The sequence below is a fragment of the Candidatus Accumulibacter sp. ACC007 genome (assembly GCF_907163205.1).
Classification (GTDB): domain Bacteria; phylum Pseudomonadota; class Gammaproteobacteria; order Burkholderiales; family Rhodocyclaceae; genus Accumulibacter; species Accumulibacter regalis.
Map to the genome: position 1 here is coordinate 75,364 of NZ_CAJQUD010000007.1, position 18,491 is coordinate 93,854.

Consider the following 18,491-nt stretch of genomic DNA (forward strand, 5'->3'; position numbering starts at 1 on the left):
GAGCGTGCCCGGCAGGGCACGCAACCGGGCGGACATCGGGGAGGGAGGCGGCCGCCCGGGGTCGCTGGCCGTTTTCGGGCACGTCGGGCGCGGCTTCGGCGCGGCGTATCCCGACGCTGGATGCGGCGCCGGGATGGGCGCAGGGATTCGTGTTGGCGCTACCTCTTCTGCTCGACGGCTTCGTTCGCCTGTGCGGCAAGCCTGCGGGTAAACGCGTCCTCGATCGAGCGTTGCACGGTGGTGAAGCCGGCCCGCGTGACGATCAGGCCGGTCGGTGCCAGTACCGAGAGCGTGACAGGAGTCCCCGCGACGGCGGCAAGCTCCTTTTCCACCCGGCCGACGACGGCCGGCTGCAGGGGCCGGGCACTGACCACTTCCGCCCGCACTTCCCAGCCGTGCTCACCCTTCGCGGCGTCGATGCTATCGACGAAGGTGTCGGCAAGACGTTCCAGATCGGTTTTGCCGCGCGCTTCCACCTCGCGTTGAACGGCACGCTCGGCTTCCGTCATCGGCGCGAACTGCGCTTCACCAAGCAGCACGCGGCCCTTCGCCGTGATGTCGCTGGTCGTCGTGGCGCGCACCAGCAGGGTGGCCGTCGGGTCACCGATTCGCGCGCGGATCGTTTCTTCGGCCAGCCTGACCTGCGCGGGAACCGGCGGGCGGGCGCCTGAAACGGTCGCCACGATCACCGCGCCCGCCGGCAGGTGAACGAGTTGCACGTCACCTAATTCGAAGGTTTGGCCGTGGCTCACCAGTTCCCGGAGAGTCTGCTCGGCGGCTTCGGTCATGCGCACGTTGGCGGTCACCTTGGCGGCAATGAAATGGCCATTGAGATCGACCGTCGGCAGCAGGTTCGCCGACCCCGCCGCCGCCACGTCATGCGTGATCGCGCACCTGACGAAGAGGTTGATGTCGCGCTGGACCTCGTCGGCGATGGCCTGCTGCATGATCTTGACCGCCTGCGGCGAGAAGGAGCGCGGCGTATTGACCGTGGCCAGGACATTGACCGCGCCGCTGCCGTCCTGGTCGTAGACCACGCGCGCAAGCCGGGCGCCGGGATCATCGGCCAGGGCGGTCTCGATGGTATGGACAATCGCCTGGTTGAGCCGCCAGTCGTCAATGACCACGACCAGTTGATGGGTGAGGATGGCGGCAACGGCGAGCAGCCCGATGCCGGCCGCGGAGAAACGCTTCAGGAAATCCGTTCGCGTGCCCAGCTCGGCGCGGGTGACGAAGCCGGCGACGATGAAGATCGTCGCGGAAACGGCGAGGATGGCGAGGAAGTTGGCAAAGAAGAGCAGGAAGGCACCCCAGGCGCCATCGAAAGCCCCGAACGCCAGCGACAGGCCGCAGGTGGCGAGCGGTGGGGTCAGCGAAGTGGCGATCGCCACGCCCGGCAGCGCGGGACTGGTTCGTTCATCGACCAGCGCCAGGCCGCCGGCCAGGCCCGCCAGGGTGGCCACGAAGAGATCGAGCAGCGACGGTTTGGTGCGCGCCAGCATCTCGGGCGTCACCTCGAGGGCAAACGGCAAGAGGCCCAGGATCACGGCAAAGCCGATGATCAGCAACACGCCACCAAACTCGGAGACCACGGCGTGGCGCAACAGGCGCAGGTCGCCGCGGGACAGCGCTAGTGCAATGCCGAAAATGGGCGCCATCAGCGGCGAGACGAGCATGGCGCCGATGACCACGGCAGCGCTGTTGGCCAGCAGACCGAAGGCGGCGATTCCCGCCGAGGCAAGCAGCAACACGTAGTACAGCGGACGCGGTATCGAGCCGTGGACGATGTCGTCGATCACCTGTGCCTTGCGCAACGGGGACACGGACAGCAGCATCGCCAGCGGCTGATCGAGATTGTGGGCCACCGCTTGCGGGTCGGGACGAACCGGGTCCGCCGCCGTACTCGTGCTGTTCATGGCCAACGGCGCCGGATCAGTAGGGGTTGAAAATCGACGGCGCGAGCGTGGATTTCGAAGGCGCGCTCGACGACGATGCGGCCGCTGGCGACGGCGACTGCTGCGGCTCGACGGCTTGCGCCGCCCGCTCCGGTCCCGGCTCAGGCGGCTCGACGACTGGCGCCGCCGCCGGCACCGCCTCGGCCTCGCGCAGGGGTTCGCGGACCTGTTCCGAAGACTCGTGCGCTGGCAGGCGCCAGATCAGCTTCGCGTTCTCCACCCAGCCTGCTTCGCCCGTCGCTTCGACGCGGACGTGAGCGTAGCCGCGCTGCAAATCGCTCCGAACCAGCTTCGCGTACTGGGGCAGACGGCTGATGAGCGCACCGCCAAGTGTGCGGTAGAGCGGTAGATCGGCCGATCCGGCGTAGTAAACGCCTGTCGTTTGCCCGGCGCCGCCCGCAGCACTCTTGCCCGCGACGGTGTTCTCCAGCGTCGAACAGCCCCCCAGGATGGCGACAAGGGCGGCCGAGCACAGTAGGGAAGTGAGCTGTCTTGAAGTGTCGATCATCCCTGCAGATCTCCGGAAACCACGCTATCGGGGATGTTCGCGAGTGGCAACGGATAGCGGAAGCGTTGCGCGCCGCGAATGATGCCGCCGATCAGGGCAAGCCGCAAGTGGCCAGGGCAACACAAATGGCATTCTTCTTGTCGAAGGGCCACGCGGCAAAGGCGGCGGCGACGGCAAATATCGACCCACGGCAGCGAAAGAACTGCCCCTTCTTCGCGCCAGGAAAGGCCACTGCGGGCAGGCATTCTTACAGCCGGCGGAGGCAATCCCGGCCATCCATTTCGCTGGCCGATCGGCACGCCCGGTCCGCTTCGACGCCTGCCCGCCGGTCGGCGCGCAGAAGACGACATTGGGCCCTGGCGTCGTAGGCAAAATTGTCCATTGACGGCCTCTATCGCGCCACCGATACTTTCGGCCCTGCGGTGGCTCGGCTGTATTCGCCAGCGCAGCAGGACGACGGGACCCGTCCCACCCCAGCGCGTGCACCCTCTGCGCGCTCGGCCCGGGCTTGTCCTCCCGCCCCTTCACGATTACCGGAGATGCCCCGTGATTGGTCATTTCAAGCGTTCGACGCGACGCCTGTTCGCCCTGCTGCTCAGCATTCCTCTGGTGATCCTGGCCGGGGCGCTGCTTTACATGTTCCTGATGACCCATCTGGAGAATTCTCCGCGCGACTTCTGGAGCAGCCTGGAATGGGCTTCCGAAACGCTGACCACCACCGGCTACGGACACGACTCGCACTGGACCCATCCGGCGATGATCCTGTTCGTGATTTTTTTTGAACTGGTCGGCATGTCTTTCTACGTGCTGATTTTCCCGGTCTTCTTTCTGCCCTACTTCGAGGAACGCTTCGAGCAGCGCCTGCCGGGAAATCTGCCCGAGATGAGCGGGCGCGTGCTCATCCACCGCTATGGCCCGGCGGTGGATTCGCTGGTCGAGGAGTTGCGCCGCGTGGGCACGGCCTTCGTCATCCTGGAGCAGGATGAACGCCAGGCCCGCCGCCTTCGCGATCGTGGCTACGACGTGGTGTTCGGCTCCCTCGACGAACAACCCGGGATGCTGGCCGGCGTGGAAACGGCGCAGGCGCTGATCACCAACGCCGACGACCACGCCGACGCAACGTTCATCATGATGGCCCGCGAACGCGGCTTTTCCGGAACGATTCTGGCGCTCGCCGAAGAGCCCCTGCACCGTCCGGCGATGGAAAAGATCGGCGCCACCGCGGTGTTCACACCATCGCACGTGCTGGGTGCGGCCCTGGCGGCCCGCGCCAGCTCGCGCATCAGCCCGAAGGTGGAAGGACTGCAACTGCTCGGCGAAAGGATAGGCATCGCCGACTTCCGCGTGCAGGCTGGCAGCCCGCTGGCCGGGCAGCGGCTCGGCACCCTGCGCATGCGCGCGCGCTACGGGGTAACGGTGATCGGACAATGGAACGGCGGCCGTTTCGCCCCCGCCGAAGGCCCGGACACCCGTATTGCAGCTGGCGCGATCCTGGTTGCCGCCGGGGCGCACGCCAACCTGGCCAGGGTCGAACGTATGGCCACGCCCCTGCGCCGTTACGGCCCGATCGTCGTCGCCGGCTACGGCGCAGTCGGCCGCAAGGTGGTCGAGATGCTGCGCGACGCGGGCGAAACAATCATCGTCATCGACGAGGTCGCCGACCCGGCCGTCGACGTGGTTGGCAATGTCCTCGAACACGCCACCCTGGAACGCGCCGAGGTACGCAAGGCGCGTGCGGTCGTCCTCGCCCTGAGCAACGACAGCGCCGGGGTTTTTGCCACCGCGGTGGTGCGCGATTATGCCCCGGACGTGCGCCTGATCGCGCGCGTGAACCTGGCACCGAACGTCGCCCGCCTCTACCAGGCGGGCGCCGATTTCGCGCTCTCGGTGGGCCAGGTCGCCGGCCAGATTCTCGCCCACCACCTGCTCGGCGAGGACGCCGTCAGCGTCGAACAGCGGCTCAAGCTGGCCCGTGTGGGGCCGGGTGCCTTGGTCGGGGGACACCCCTGGCAGGTGGGTATCCGCGAGAAGACGGCGACGGCGGTGGTGGCGGTGGAACGTGGCACCGAGGTGCTGGTGGAGTTCGACCAGGCGTTCAAGGTGCGCGCGGACGACGTCCTCTTCGTCTGTGGGACGACCGCCAGCCTCGAGAAATACATGCGCGAGTTCGGCGCCACGCCGGCCGAGCGACCCGTGGCGCCGACGACATAGCGGGCCGCCCAAACGCATTCAGCCCGACCAATGGCCGGGCTGAATTTTTTTCTGGTGGCCAAGCGCGGAATCGAACCACGGACACGCGGATTTTCAGTCCGCTGCTCTACCAACTGAGCTACTTGGCCAACGAGTGCGGCAGTATATCGAATCGATTCTCTGTCGTCAAAGCGAACAGGGCAATCGCGTGAATATCACGCCCGACGGACACGGCAGGCGCGGCGGCCAGCGCCGGGCGCGGCGATCGGTTGACCAAAAACGGGGGCGGCTGCCCCCGAAAACTGCGGCTACGCGCAGCGCATCAACTCGCTGCTTTCTTCTTCCTGCACCCGACGAGCAATCCCGCTGCGGCGAGAGCGAACAGCGCCAGGGTCCCCGGTTCAGGGACGCTGCCCGGAGGATCAACGACAATGCTGTCGTTGGCACAGTTCTGCGTCCAGTGAATGTCGAATGGCTCGCCGTTCCAGCGGGCATCCCGCAGCAGCTCCAGAGGGATACTCATCTCGTAGATGTAGTGCGCGTCGCCCTGATTGCTGCCGTAGCCGGTCACCGGAGCCAGGGTGTAGGAAAGCGCGCTCACCATGCCGATCAGGGTGCCGCCGGTCAGATGCGTCGGATGCCTCCGATCGGGGGTGTAGGCTGCGCCGCTGCCCGGATCGGTGTAATTGCCGGCGCTGTCCCAGAGGCCGTAGGCCCAGGTGGGATTCATGTAAACGCCGCCTTCGACACCGAAGGACTCGAAACTGTAGACCCCACCGGCGCTGACGCTGGTGGCATGCTTGATGTTGATGCCCAGCTCAAAGCTGCCGTCGCGTCCGAAATCGATGGCGAAGTCACCGGCGCCGTAGCTGTTGCGGCCGGGTTGGTCCAGGGTGCGCGGATTGTGGCCAGTGACCAGGGCGATGAACAGGGTGTCGCCTTCCTTCTGTGCGTAGAGCGCCTCGGCGTCGTAGGCCTGCCCGCCCCAGCCGGGACCCAGGCGAAAGTTGCCACTGCCGGTCTGATCTTCGATCTTCGCCTGGATACCGATCCCGGGCGTCGGCTCCCAGGTCCAACGATTGATCCCCCAGTCGGAAAGATCGCCGTCAATGGTAATCGCCGCGGCCGACACGCTGCCGAGGAGGCCAAGAAGGGCGATAGTGCGCGAGAGGATTCGCTTCATGGTTTGCCTGTGCTCCAGAGGGTTTTCGAAACGCTGGCGCCGTTGCACCACGTCGAGTGGCAGTGTCCCCCGAGCAGGCAATCGTCGGTTATGAACTAGTGCACAGCGCGGGGCATTCTGCCGCATCGCGGCACGAACTCGCCGCCCCCGACCGGCGAGCTAGTGAGCGCGGTGGCAAGGACCCGCTCTCACCTGCTCATTTCCGCTGCCAGTCGGCTAAAGTGATGGCTCGTCGCCTTTCCGGCGACTTTTCTGGGCCGATGCACGCCACTATGGGAGGGGGGTGATGGGAACCAGAGCACCCGCAATCGTTGAACAGGTCCAGTGAATGAATGCACGTATCCGCTTCGCCATCTCGGTGGTCATCCTCGGTCTGCTGATGACCGGCCCCTTCGTCATCACGGCGCTGCTGATCTGGGCGGGAGCGAAAGCGCCGGAGCGCGCGATGCTCGTCCAGCTGATCGTTCCGCACCTGTCGCTGGGCGCGATGATGACCACTTTCGGCTTCGTCCTCGGCCTGCTGGTGATCCGCTACCTCTTCCGCCAGTATGTGCAGGGCCTGCTCAAGATGGCCGAGAGCCTGCGCCTGATGCTCACCGCCAACCGCAACTTCCGCGTCGTTAGCGAAGGCCCGCCGGAAGTCCGCCAGCTCGCCGCAGCAACCAACGATCTGGCGCAACAGCGCGACGGTCTGCTCGACGACGTCGAAACCCAGATCGCTGCCGCCAAGGCGTCGGTTGAGGAAGAGAAGAATCGCCTCGCAGCGCTGATGTCGGAGCTGGCGCAGGCGGTCGTGGTGTGCAATCTGGACGGCCGTATCCTGCTCTACAACAGCCGCGCCCGGCTGCAGTTCAGGGCGCTGGCGCAAGGCAGCACGGCGCTTGCCGGAGGGGGCGCGCTGATCGGCCTCGGGCGTTCGATCTTCTCGATCCTCGAACGCAACCAGATCGATCACGCACTCGAAGTGGTGCACCAGCGCCTGCAAAAAGGTGCCGGCACATCGATCGCCAACTTCATCACCACCGCCTGCGGAGGCCAGCTGCTGCGCGTGCAGCTGGTCCCGGTGCTGGCGATTGCCGACGACTCGCCGAGCGACGCGATCAGCGGCTACGTGCTCACCGTCGACAACATCACCCGCAGCCTGGAGCAGGAGTCGCGCCGCGATCAGGTCCTGCAATCGCTCACCGACGGCAGCCGCGGCAGCCTGGCCAACATCCGCGTTGCGGTCGGTAACCTGATGGACTACCCGGACATGGAAGCGGCGGTACGCGAGCGCTTCGTCGGCATCGTCAGCGACGAGGTGCTGCGCATGAGCCAGCGCCTCGACCAGACGATGAACGAATTCGCCGATTCATTGAAAACGCGCTGGCCGCTGGAAGACGTGCTGGGGATCGACATCATCGCCGCCGCCCAGCGCCGCATCGAGGAACAACTCGGGCTGCCGAGCAAGACCGAGGAGGTCGACGAGACGCTGTGGCTACGCGCCGAGAGCTTCTCGCTGGTCTTTTCGATCTGTTGCCTGGCCTCCCGCCTGCTCGAGCATTATCAGATCAAGGAGCTGCGCTTCCGGCTGCAGCCTTTCGGCAAGCTGGCCTACCTCGACGTCATCTGGAGTGGACGCACGATGTCGTCGGAAACTTTCTACACCTGGGAAACGGAACCCATGCAGGTCGGCACGCAGAACTCGCCGCTGTCGCTGCGCGATGTCATCGACCGGCACGGTGGCGAAGTATGGTACCAGCGCGACAAAGCCGCGCACTGCGCCTTCTTCCGGCTGGTCCTGCCGGTGGCGATCCCCGAAACGCTGGCGGCAACGGAGAGCATCGACGATCGCCAGGTGCGCCCCGAGTACTACGATTTCGACCTCTTCGATTTCCGCGACCAGAGCATCGACCTCGACCGACCGCTGGCCGACCTCAGCTACACCGTCTTCGATACCGAGACCACCGGCCTCGAACCGGCGGCCGGCGACGAGATCATCCAGATCGGTGCGGTGCGCATCGTCAATGGCCGCATGCTGCGCCAGGAAAACTTCAACGAACTGGTCGACCCGGAGCGCCTGCTGCGCCCCGAAGGAACCCGCATCCACGGCATCACCGACGACATGGTTCGCGGCCAGCCGACCATCGACGCGGTGCTGCCGGCCTTCCACGATTTCTGCAGCGACACCGTTCTCGTCGCGCACAACGCCGCCTTCGACATGCGCTTCCTGCAACTCAAGGAGGAGAGCACCGCTGTGGTTTTCAGCCAGCCCGTCCTCGACACGCTGCTCCTCTCGGCAGTCCTGCACGCCAACCAGGACTCGCACCAACTGGAAAAGATCGCCGAGCGCCTGGGGATCAGCATCGAAGGCCGGCACAACGCGCTCGGCGACGCCATCGCCACCAGCGAGGTCTTCCTGAAGATGCTGCCGCTGCTCGAACAGATGGGCATCATCACCCTGCGCCAGGCGCTGGAGGCGTCCCAGAAGACCTACTTCGCGCGCGTCAAGTACTGAACGCGGGTTGCCGGGAAACCGGCCGTTCAGTGCCCCTCGGCGCGCGCCCTACCGGCGCCTACTCGACGGTCACCGACTTGGCCAGATTGCGCGGCTTGTCGACGTCGGTGCCGCGGACCAGCGCGACGTGATAGGCGAGCAGCTGCAGCGGCACGACGTGCAGCAAGGCGGACAGGGCGCCGTAGTGCTCGGGCAGGTGCAGGACGTGGATGCCGTCCGACTCCTGCATCTCGCTGTCGGCGTCGGCAAAGACGTAGAGTTCGCCGCCACGGGCGCGCACTTCCTGAAGGTTCGACTTCAGTTTCTCGATCAGTGCGTCGTTGGGAGCGACGGCGATCACCGGCATGTCGCGGTCGACCAGCGCCAGCGGGCCGTGCTTGAGTTCGCCGGCCGGGTAGGCCTCGGCGTGGATATACGAGATCTCCTTGAGCTTCAGCGCGCCTTCCATGGCGATGGGGTAGTGACGACCACGACCGAGGAACAGGGCGTGCTGTTTCATCGAGAATTGCTCTGACCACTCGCGAATCTCGGGCTCGATTTCGAGGATCTTGGTCACCGCGATCGGCAGGTGCCGCAAGGCGTTCAGTTCGGCGACCTCGGCCTGCTCGTCGAGCCGACCGCGCAGCTTGGCAAGCACCAGGGTGAGCAGGTAGAGCGCGGCGAGCTGGGTGGTGAACGCCTTGGTCGACGCGACGCCGATTTCCGGACCGGCGCGGGTGATGAAACGCAGGCTGTTCTCGCGCACCAGCGAAGACTCGGGAACGTTGCAGATGCACAGCGTACGCAGCATGCCGAGCGTCTTGGCGTGCTGCAGGGCGGCCAGGGTATCGGCGGTCTCGCCGGATTGCGAAATGGTCACCAGCAGCGTCGCCGGATCGGGCACCGAGTCGCGGTAGCGGTACTCGCTGGCGACTTCGACCGAACACGGGATGCCGGCGATCGATTCCAGCCAGTAGCGGGCGACCAGGCCCGCGTGGTAGCTGGTTCCGCAGGCGATGATCAGCACCTGCCGGACATCCTTGAGGATCTCCTCGCTGGCTGCGCCGAACAGGCCGGGCTGGATGCTGTGCGCGGTACCGAGCATTTCGAGCGTATTGGCCAGAGCTACCGGTTGCTCGAAGATCTCCTTCTGCATGTAATGCCGGTAGTGGCCGAGTTCGACGGCGTCGGCGGAGAGGTGCGACTCGCTCTCGGCGCGTTCGACCGGCGTGCCGTCGATGCGCGTGATGCGGTAGCTGTCGCGCGTCAGTTCGGCGCAATCGCCGTTTTCGAGGTAGACCATGCGCCGCGTGACCTGCAATAGCGCCGAGGCATCCGAGGCGGCGTAACAGCCGTCGTCGGTCAGGCCGAGGAGCAGCGGCGATCCTTCACGGGCAACGACGACGCGGCCGGGATCGGCCTCGCGCAGCACGGCAATGGCGTAGGCGCCGTGCAGCTGCTTGATGGCCTTGCACACGGCGGCGAGGAAATCGGGGGTCGTCTTCAGCTCGTCAGCGATGAGATGGGCGACCACCTCGGTGTCGGTATCGGAGGTGAACTCGTAGCCGGCGGCCTTGAGGCGCGCGCGCAGCGCTTCGTGATTCTCGATGATGCCGTTGTGCACGACGGCCAGCCCTGCGGAGATGTGCGGATGGGCATTGCGCTCGCTGGGGACGCCGTGCGTCGCCCAGCGCGTGTGGGCGATGCCGATGTGGCCGGAAACCTGCGAGCTGTCGGCCTGCGCGGTGAGTTCGGCAACCCGGCCAACGGAGCGCAGGCGTTGCAGGCCGCTGGCGTTGATCAGCGCCAGCCCGGCCGAATCGTAGCCACGGTATTCGAGCTTGCGCAAACCTTCGAGGAGGACGGGGATGATGTTGCGGTCGGCGACCGCGGCAACGATGCCACACATGATCGGCTCACTTCTTCACTTTTTGTGGCCGTTTCCAGCCGCTAATCGAAACCTGCCTGGCACGCGAGATGGTCAGCGTGTCCGGCGGTGCGTCCTTGGTCAGCGTCGTCCCGGCGCCCAGCGTTGCCCCGCGACCGACGGTCACCGGGGCCACCAGCTGGGTGTCGGAACCGATGAAGGCGTCGTCCTCGATGATCGTCTTGAACTTGTTGGCGCCGTCGTAGTTGCAGGTGATCGTTCCGGCGCCGATATTTACCCGACTGCCGATGATCGCGTCGCCGACGTAGGCCAGATGATTGGCCTTGGATTGTGCGGCTACCTTGGTGTTCTTGAGTTCGACGAAGTTGCCGACGTGCACGCCGGCACCCAGCTCGGTCCCCGGGCGCAGGCGTGCGAAAGGCCCGATAACGCCGTCGGGTCCGACGATAGCGTCCTCGATGTGGCTGAAAGCGGCGAGGCGCGAGCCGGCGCCGATGCTGGCGTTCTTGAGGACGCAGCAAGGGCCGATGTCGACCGCTTCCTCGAGAACGACGCGACCCTCGAAAACGCAGTTCACGTCGATGAAGACGTCGCGCCCGCAGAGCAGCTCGCCACGCACGTCGATGCGTGCCGGGTCGGCCAGCCGCACGCCCTGCTCCATCAGGCGCTCGGCGGTCTGCCGCTGCGCGACGCGTTCGAGTTCGGCCAGTTGCACCTTGCTGTTGACGCCGAGCACCTCCCACTCGCCTTGCGGCTGAGTGGTCCGGATCGGCACGCCGTCGGCGACCGCCATGCCGACGATGTCGGTCAGGTAGTACTCCTGCTGCGCGTTGTCGTTCGACAGACGACCGAGCCATTCGGCCAGGCGCGCGGTGGGCAAGGCAATGATGCCGGTGTTGACTTCGCGGATGCTGCGCTCCTCGGCGGTGGCGTCCTTCTGCTCGACGATGCGTACCACCTCGCCGGCGGCGTTGTGCACGATACGCCCGTAGCCGGTGGGGTCGGCCAGTTCGACGGTGAGAATGGCCAGTGCGCCGCGCGCGGCGTGCACCAGTTTCCTGAGCGTTTCGGCCTGAATCAGCGGCACGTCACCGTAGAGCACGAGCGTCGTTTCGGCAGCGCTGAGTTGCGGGACGGCCTGCATGACCGCGTGGCCGGTACCCAGCTGCGGTTCCTGCACGACCCAGTGCAGGTCGGGCGCATCGACACTCGTGCGTACGGCGTCACCACCGTGGCCGTAGACCAGGCAGATGGTCTGTGGAACGAGGCTGCGGGCGGCATCGATGACGTGCGCGACGAGGGCCTTGCCGGCCACCGGATGAAGAACCTTGGGCAGGTTCGAATGCATGCGCTTGCCTTGGCCGGCAGCGAGAATGACGATATTCATTGGCGAAGACCCCTAACAGCCAGTTGGACGGTGCGGTATTGTCGCGCTCCCGCAGCCTTCAGTGGCGGGCATCCGGCGCTCGGCGGCGGGCGCCAAGCGCCCGCGCCAGGTCGATTCCGAAATACCCCTGCCACAAGCCGTATTGTTGCAGCAGCGGGCAAGCGCGACCCGGCACTAAGTCACAGCGCGGAGTTTGCGGCGCTGCCCGGCGTCTCGTCGCCATAGCAGAACACGGACGGCGGCGCCGCTGCCGGACGCTCAGCGGGGCAGATCGGAACGGCCCATCAGGAAAGTATCGACTTCGCGAGCGCACTGGCGGCCTTCGCGGATCGCCCAGACGACCAGCGACTGGCCACGCCGCATGTCGCCGGCGGCGAAGACCTTGGCGACGCTGCTGGCATAGCAGCCACTGCCATCGGTGGTCGCCTTGACGTTGCCGCGGGCGTCGAGTTCCAGCGCCAGCTGTTCGAGCAAGCCATTCTTGATGGGTGAAACGAAACCCATGGCCAGCAACACCAGATCAGCAGGGATCTCCACCTCGCTATCCGGAACCTCGTTCATGCGCCCATTCTGCCAATCGACGCGGACCATCTTCAAAGCCTTTACCTTGCCGTTTTCACCGATGAATTCCTTGGTGGAAACGGCAAAGTCGCGCGCGCAGCCCTCTTCATGCGAAGACGAAGTGCGCAGCTTCAACGGCCAGTACGGCCAGGTCAGACTCTTGTTCTCGCTCTCCGGCGGCTGCGGCATCAATTCGAACTGGGTCACCGACAAGGCTCCGTGCCGGTTACTGGTACCGACGCAGTCGGAACCGGTATCGCCACCGCCGATCACCACCACGTGCTTGCCGGTGGCCTTGATCTGCTCCGGAACCTGATCGCCGGCGTTGACCTTGTTCTGTTGTGGCAGGAAGTCCATGGCGAAGTGCACGCCATCCAGATCGCGGCCCGGCACGGCCAGGTCGCGCGGCGACTCGGCGCCACCGGCAAGAATCAGCGCGTCGAACTCGGCCAGCAGGCGTTCAGCCGGAATCGCCTCGGGCCCACTGCCGCCGATCTCGTGGTTCACGCGAAACTCGACGCCTTCGGCCTCCATCTGCGCGATGCGCCGGTCGATATGCACCTTCTCCATCTTGAAGTCGGGAATGCCGTAGCGCAACAGGCCGCCGAGGCGGTCGCTTTTCTCGAAAACGACGACGCTGTGACCAACCCGCGCCAACTGCTGCGCGGCCGCCAGTCCGGCCGGACCGGAGCCGACGACGGCGACGGTCTTGCCGGTTTTCACCTTTGGCGGCTGCGGCAGAATCCAGCCTTTTTCCCAGCCTTTGTCGACGATCGCATGCTCGATGGACTTGATGCCCACGGGGTCGGTATTGATGTTCAGGGTGCACGCGGCTTCACACGGTGCCGGACAGATGCGGCCGGTAAAATCGGGGAAGTTGTTGGTCGAGTGCAGGACGGCCAGCGCCTGTTCCCAGTGCCCGCGGTACACCAGGTCGTTCCAGTCGGGAATGATGTTGTTGACCGGGCAGCCGGTATTGCAGAATGGAATGCCGCAGTCCATGCAGCGCGCGCCCTGCTGGCTGGCCTGTTCATCGTCGAGAGTGACGATGAACTCGCGGTAATGCTTGAGACGCGATTGGGCGGGCTCACTGACTTCCGCCAGACGCTGATACTCGATGAATCCAGTCGGCTTACCCATGCTTATGCTGCCTCCAGTTGCTTTTGCGCCGCCATCTCGGTGAGTGCCCGGCGATACTCGTGCGGCATGATCTTGACGAAGCTGGCGCGATACTTTGCCCAATTGTCGAGCAGTCGCCGCGCCTGCAGGCTGCCCGTGCAGCGATGATGCTTCTCGATCAGGCCCTTGAGCAGGACTTCGTCGGCAACGCCGAGGTGACGCACGTCGACCTTGCCGTGGCCTTCGAGTTCGTCACCGGCGTCGCTGCCCTGACGGGCAGCGAACTCCTCCTCGACCGGTTCGAGCGATACCTGCGCCATGTTGCAGCGCGACTCGAAGCTGCCGTCCTCGTCGAAGACGTAGGCCACTCCACCGGACATCCCGGCGGCAAAGTTGCGCCCGGTGATCCCGAGCACGACGACCGTTCCACCCGTCATGTACTCGCAGCCATGATCGCCAACGCCCTCGACGACGGTCGTCGCACCCGAATTGCGGACGGCGAAGCGCTCGCCGGCGACGCCGGCAAAAAATGCTTCGCCTTCGGTTGCCCCGTAGAGAACGGTGTTGCCGACGATGATGTTGTGCAGCGCTTCGCCGCGGAAACCGGCATTCGGACGAACGATGATCCGCCCACCGGAAAGACCCTTGCCCACGTAGTCGTTCCCTTCGCCAACCAGGTCGAGCGTCACGCCGCGCGCCAGGAAGGCGCCAAAGCTCTGTCCGGCGGTACCCGTAAGACGAATGTCGATGGTTCCGTCCGGCAAGCCGGCGTGACCATAGCGCTCGGCCAGGCGGCCGGAGAGCATGGCCCCGACGGTGCGGTTGATGTTGCGCACCGGCAGCTCGATGACCACTTTTTCACCGCGTTCGAGAGCCGGTCGAGCAAGCGCGATGAGCTCGTTGTCGAGCGCCCTGGCAAGACCGTGATCCTGTTCCTGCTGGTGGAAAACGGGCGTCTCGCTCGCTGCCGCCGGGCGGGTGAAGATGCGACTGTAGTCGAGTCCCCTGGCTTTCCAGTGGGTGATCCCCTTGTGCATATCGAGCAGGTCACAGCGGCCGATCAGTTCGTTGACCGTGCGCACGCCGATCTGCGCCATCAGCTCGCGCAGTTCCTCGGCGACAAAGAAGAAGTAGTTCACGACGTGCTCGGGCTGGCCCGAGAACTTGCGGCGCAGCAAGGGATCCTGCGTGGCCACGCCCACCGGGCAGGTATTGAGGTGGCACTTGCGCATCATGATGCAGCCTTCGACGACCAGCGGCGCGGTGGCGAAACCGAATTCGTCGGCGCCGAGCAACGCGCCGATGAGCACGTCGCGGCCGGTTTTCATCTGCCCATCGACCTGGACGCGAACGCGGCCACGCAGGCGGTTGAGAACCAGTGTCTGCTGCGTCTCGGCGAGACCGAGTTCCCACGGCGAGCCGGCGTGCTTGATCGACGACTGCGGGCTGGCACCGGTGCCGCCATCGTGGCCGGCGATCACCAGGTGATCGGCCTTGGCCTTGGTGACCCCGGCGGCAACGGTACCGACACCGACTTCGGAGACCAGCTTGACGCTCACCGAGGCCTTCGGGTTGGTGTTCTTGAGGTCGTGGATCAGTTGCGCCAGGTCTTCGATCGAATAGATGTCGTGGTGCGGTGGTGGCGAAATCAGGCCGACGCCGGGCACCGAGTGGCGCAGGAAACCGATGTATTCGGAGACCTTGTGGCCGGGCAACTGACCGCCTTCACCGGGCTTGGCACCCTGCGCCATCTTGATCTGGATCTGGTCGGCGTTGACCAGGTATTCGGCGGTGACGCCGAAACGCCCGGAGGCGACCTGCTTGATCGCCGAGCGCAGGCTGTCGCCGGGTTGCAGCACGTAATCGCGCTCGACGCGCGACGCGCCGATGACACCGGCCAGGGTCTCGCCACCGCTGAGGACCTTGAAACGTGCCGGGTCCTCACCACCTTCGCCGGTGTTCGACTTGCCGCCGAGACGGTTCATGGCAATCGACAGGGTGCTGTGCGCCTCGGTCGAGATCGACCCCAGCGACATGGCGCCGGTGGCGAAACGCTTGACGATCTCTTTCGCCGGCTCGACCTCGTCGAGCGCGATGGCAGGTCCTGCCGCCTTGATCTCGAAGAGGCCACGCAAGGTCATGTGTCGCTGCGTCTGGTCGTTGATCAGAGCCGCGTACTCCTTGTAGGTCTCGGTCTTGCCGGTACGCGTCGCGTGCTGCAGCTTGGCGATCACATCGGGCGTCCACATGTGTTCTTCGCCGCGCACGCGATAGGCGTATTCGCCACCCGCGTCGAGCATCGTCGCCAGTACCGCGTCGTCGCCAAAAGCCTGGCGGTGCAGGCAGATGGCTTCTTCCATGACCTCGAAGACGCCGATTCCCTCGACCTGCGTCGAGGTGCCGGTGAAATACTTGTCGACGAGCGCCTTCTGCAGGCCGACGACTTCGAAGATCTGCGCTCCGGTGTAGGACATGTAGGTCGAAATGCCCATCTTGGACATCACCTTCAGGAGGCCCTTGCCGACCCCCTTGATGAAATGCTTGATCGCCTTGTCGCCCTTCTCGACGTCGCCGCCGACCAGGTGCTGCAGCGTTTCCAGCGCCAGGTAGGGGTGCACCGCTTCGGCACCGTAACCGGCGAGCACCGCAAAGTGGTGCGTCTCCCGCGCGGCGCCGGTTTCGACGACCAGCCCGACGCGCGTGCGCAGACCCTTGGTGACCAGATGCTGATGCACCGCCGAGGTGGCCAGCAAGGCCGGGATGGCGACGTGTTCGGCGTCGAATTTGCGGTCCGAGACGATCAGGATGCTCGAGCCGCGATGGACGTGATCCTCGGCTTCGTGGCACAGCGAGGCGAGCCGCGCTTCGACGCCTTCATTGCCCCAGGCCAGCGGATAGCAGATATCGAGTTCGGCAGAGTGGAACTTGTTGCCGGTGTACGCGGCAATGCGGCGCAACTTGGCCATGTTGTCGAAGTCGAGAACCGGCTGAGCGACTTCCAGGCGGTACGGCGGGTTGATTTCGTTGATTCCGAGCAGGTTCGGCTTGGGGCCGATGAACGAGACCAGCGACATCACCAGCTGTTCGCGGATCGGGTCGATCGGCGGATTGGTGACCTGCGCGAAGAGCTGCCGGAAGTAGTTGAACAACGGCTTGCTGCGGTTCGAGAGGACGGCCAGCGGCGAGTCATTGCCCATCGACCCGGTGGCCTCCTCGCCGGAGTTGGCCATCGGCTCAAGGATGAACTTTACGTCTTCCTGGCTGTAACCGAAAGCCTGCTGGCGGTCGAGCAGCGTCGCCGAGTAGGTGCGTGCCGGCCCCGTGGTCGGCGCGGGCAGATCGTCGAGCTTGATGTTGATGCGGCTGAGCCAGTCCTCGTAGGGCTTGAGGTGCGACAGCGTGTCCTTCAGCTCGCGATCCTCGATGATGCGCCCCTGATCGAGATCGATGAGGAACATCTTGCCCGGCTGCAGGCGCCATTTCTTGACGATCCGCTCTTCGGGGATCGGCAGGACACCGGCTTCGGAGGCCATGACCACCAGATCGTCGTCGGTCACCAGGTAACGCGCCGGACGCAGGCCGTTGCGGTCGAGCGTCGCGCCGATCTGGCGGCCGTCGGTGAAGGCCACCGCCGCCGGACCATCCCAGGGCTCGATCATCGCCGCGTGGTATTTGTAGAAAGCGCTGCGCTTGGGATCCATCAGGGTGTGCGACTCCCATGCTTCGGGAATCATCATCATCATCGCGTGCGCCAGCGAATAGCCGCCCATGACCAGCAGCTCGAGCGAATTGTCGAAGGCTGCGGAATCGGACTGCCCGGGGTAGATCAGCGGCCAGATCTTTTCCAGATCGGCACCCAGCATCGGCGACGAGGTGCCCTTCTCGCGCGCGCGCATCCAGTTGTAGTTGCCGCGCACCGTGTTGATCTCGCCGTTGTGCGCGATCATGCGGTAGGGGTGGGCAAGCTGCCAGGTCGGGAAGGTATTGGTCGAGAAACGCTGGTGAACCAGGGCCAACGCCGAAACGCAGCGCGGATCCTGGAGGTCGGTGTAGTACTCGCCAACCTGCGTCGCCAGCAGCAGGCCTTTATAGACAATGGTCCGCGCCGACATCGACGGCTGGTAGAACTCCTTGCTGTGCTTCAAGCCGAGCGCCAGGATGGCGTTGGCGGCACTGCGGCGAATGGCATAGAGCTTGCGCTCGAGCGCGTCGGTGACCATGATGTCCGGACCACGGCCGATGAAGATCTGGCGAATCACCGGTTCGCGGGCCCGGACCACGGGTGACATCGGCAGATCGTGATCCACCGGCACGTCGCGCCATCCGAGGACGACCTGACCCTCGGTGCGTACCGCGCGCTCGATTTCTTCCTGACAGGCAAGGCGGGACGCCGACTCTTTTGGCAGAAAGACCATGCCGACGCCATAATCACCCGCGGGCGGCAGGCGCACGCCTTTGTGGGCCATTTCCTCGCGAAAGAGCGTGTCAGGAAGCTGAATCAGGATCCCGGCGCCGTCGCCCATCAGGGGATCGGCACCCACTGCGCCACGGTGATCCAGGTTGTCCAGGATCAACAACCCCTGCTCGATGATCGAGTGACTTTTCTGGCCCCGGATGTGCGCTACAAAACCGACGCCACAGGCGTCGTGCTCGTTGGCGGGGTCGTAGAGCCCCTGCCTTTCAGGTATGGTCGAATCGATCACGCTCGAATCCTCATAAAGCAAAGCTGCATGTACCCGGGCGAGTGGCACCGGCAATCCCACAAAAAACGGGCGCGAAGACGGTCAGAAGGCCACTCCGGGCGACCCGCGACTATACCCCTAATGCTGCCCGCGTTCAACATGCTGCGCCGCACCAACGGAGTGCGGCGCAGCCCCGCGGGAGCACCGAAATACAGCGCTGGCGACCACCGCCGGCCTGTGAACGCTGCTCCGCGGCGCCCACAGATCGTTCTGCAAGCAATCTTCACGCCACCTCCACCGCCTATCGCCACGCAAAGCTTGCTGGGTGCGCCTGCCGACTGCCAAGGCAATGACGGCACCCGGCATCGCCACCCATGGCGGCGCAAGCGCGCGGCTACCCGGCTTCGTCGTCAAGCCCGGCTGCCCATATAGAACGGCGTTTTTTCAGGGTGTTCCGCATGCTGAATTCCTTTTTGCGCTTGTGGTAAGCTGCGGGCGCTAGGCGCTTGACGGGGGCGTCTGTGCCGGCCGGCAAGGCCGAA

General features: G+C 65.2%; 10 protein-coding genes and 1 tRNA gene. 2 read left to right on the plus strand and 9 right to left on the minus strand.

Going from position 1 to position 18,491, the window contains the following annotated elements:
* Positions 1-158 precede the first annotated feature (158 nt).
* The 3 genes from QZ634_RS16040 to QZ634_RS16050 are packed head-to-tail and all read right to left on the minus strand — an operon-like array spanning position 159 to position 2,708.
* The gene (locus QZ634_RS16040; protein WP_291990091.1) at positions 159-1,916 is read right to left on the minus strand and encodes a DUF389 domain-containing protein; all 1,758 of its coding nucleotides are present in this window, start codon (positions 1,914-1,916) and stop codon (positions 159-161) included.
* A gap of 16 nt (positions 1,917-1,932) precedes the next feature.
* On the minus strand, positions 1,933-2,463 hold the full coding sequence (locus tag QZ634_RS16045; protein ID WP_291990094.1) for a hypothetical protein: 531 nt from the start codon (positions 2,461-2,463) through the stop codon (positions 1,933-1,935).
* On the minus strand, positions 2,460-2,708 hold the full coding sequence (locus QZ634_RS16050) for a hypothetical protein (protein WP_291990096.1): 249 nt from the start codon (positions 2,706-2,708) through the stop codon (positions 2,460-2,462). The genes QZ634_RS16045 and QZ634_RS16050 overlap by 4 nt, the downstream gene beginning before the upstream one ends.
* 301 nt (positions 2,709-3,009) lie before the next feature.
* Here QZ634_RS16050 and QZ634_RS16055 point away from each other — a divergent pair, with 301 nt between their 5' ends.
* Positions 3,010-4,674 carry an NAD-binding protein gene (locus QZ634_RS16055; RefSeq protein WP_291990098.1) on the plus strand — a complete coding sequence of 555 codons (1,665 nt, stop codon included), beginning with the start codon at positions 3,010-3,012 and terminating at the stop codon, positions 4,672-4,674.
* A 52-nt stretch (positions 4,675-4,726) separates the two neighbouring features.
* Here QZ634_RS16055 and QZ634_RS16060 read toward each other — a convergent pair.
* Both QZ634_RS16060 and QZ634_RS16065 read right to left on the minus strand, forming a co-directional pair.
* Positions 4,727-4,802: transfer RNA gene (locus QZ634_RS16060), tRNA-Phe, on the minus strand.
* 173 nt (positions 4,803-4,975) lie between these two features.
* On the minus strand, positions 4,976-5,836 hold the full coding sequence (locus QZ634_RS16065; RefSeq protein ID WP_291990100.1) for a PEP-CTERM sorting domain-containing protein: 861 nt from the start codon (positions 5,834-5,836) through the stop codon (positions 4,976-4,978).
* A gap of 328 nt (positions 5,837-6,164) precedes the next feature.
* On the opposite strand from QZ634_RS16065, the gene QZ634_RS16070 reads away from it, so the two are divergent.
* The gene (locus tag QZ634_RS16070; protein ID WP_291990102.1) at positions 6,165-8,333 is read left to right on the plus strand and encodes an exonuclease domain-containing protein; all 2,169 of its coding nucleotides are present in this window, start codon (positions 6,165-6,167) and stop codon (positions 8,331-8,333) included.
* A 58-nt stretch (positions 8,334-8,391) separates the two neighbouring features.
* Here the strand turns inward: QZ634_RS16070 and glmS are convergent, their stop codons facing one another.
* The 4 genes from glmS to QZ634_RS16090 form a co-directional block, all read right to left on the minus strand.
* Positions 8,392-10,221, minus strand: coding sequence for a glutamine--fructose-6-phosphate transaminase (isomerizing) (gene glmS, locus QZ634_RS16075; RefSeq protein ID WP_291990104.1), 1,830 nt, complete (start codon positions 10,219-10,221; stop codon positions 8,392-8,394).
* Between the two features lie 7 nt (positions 10,222-10,228).
* Positions 10,229-11,587 (minus strand): bifunctional UDP-N-acetylglucosamine diphosphorylase/glucosamine-1-phosphate N-acetyltransferase GlmU, encoded by a 1,359-nt coding sequence (gene glmU, locus QZ634_RS16080; RefSeq protein ID WP_291990106.1) that lies wholly within the window; start codon positions 11,585-11,587, stop codon positions 10,229-10,231.
* A 258-nt stretch (positions 11,588-11,845) separates the two neighbouring features.
* Positions 11,846-13,288, minus strand: a complete 1,443-nt coding sequence (locus QZ634_RS16085; protein WP_291990108.1) for a glutamate synthase subunit beta — start codon at positions 13,286-13,288, stop codon at positions 11,846-11,848.
* Between the two features lie 2 nt (positions 13,289-13,290).
* Entirely contained in the window at positions 13,291-17,955 is a 4,665-nt protein-coding gene (locus tag QZ634_RS16090) for a glutamate synthase-related protein (protein WP_291990146.1), read from the minus strand.
* Positions 17,956-18,491: the final 536 nt, after the last annotated feature.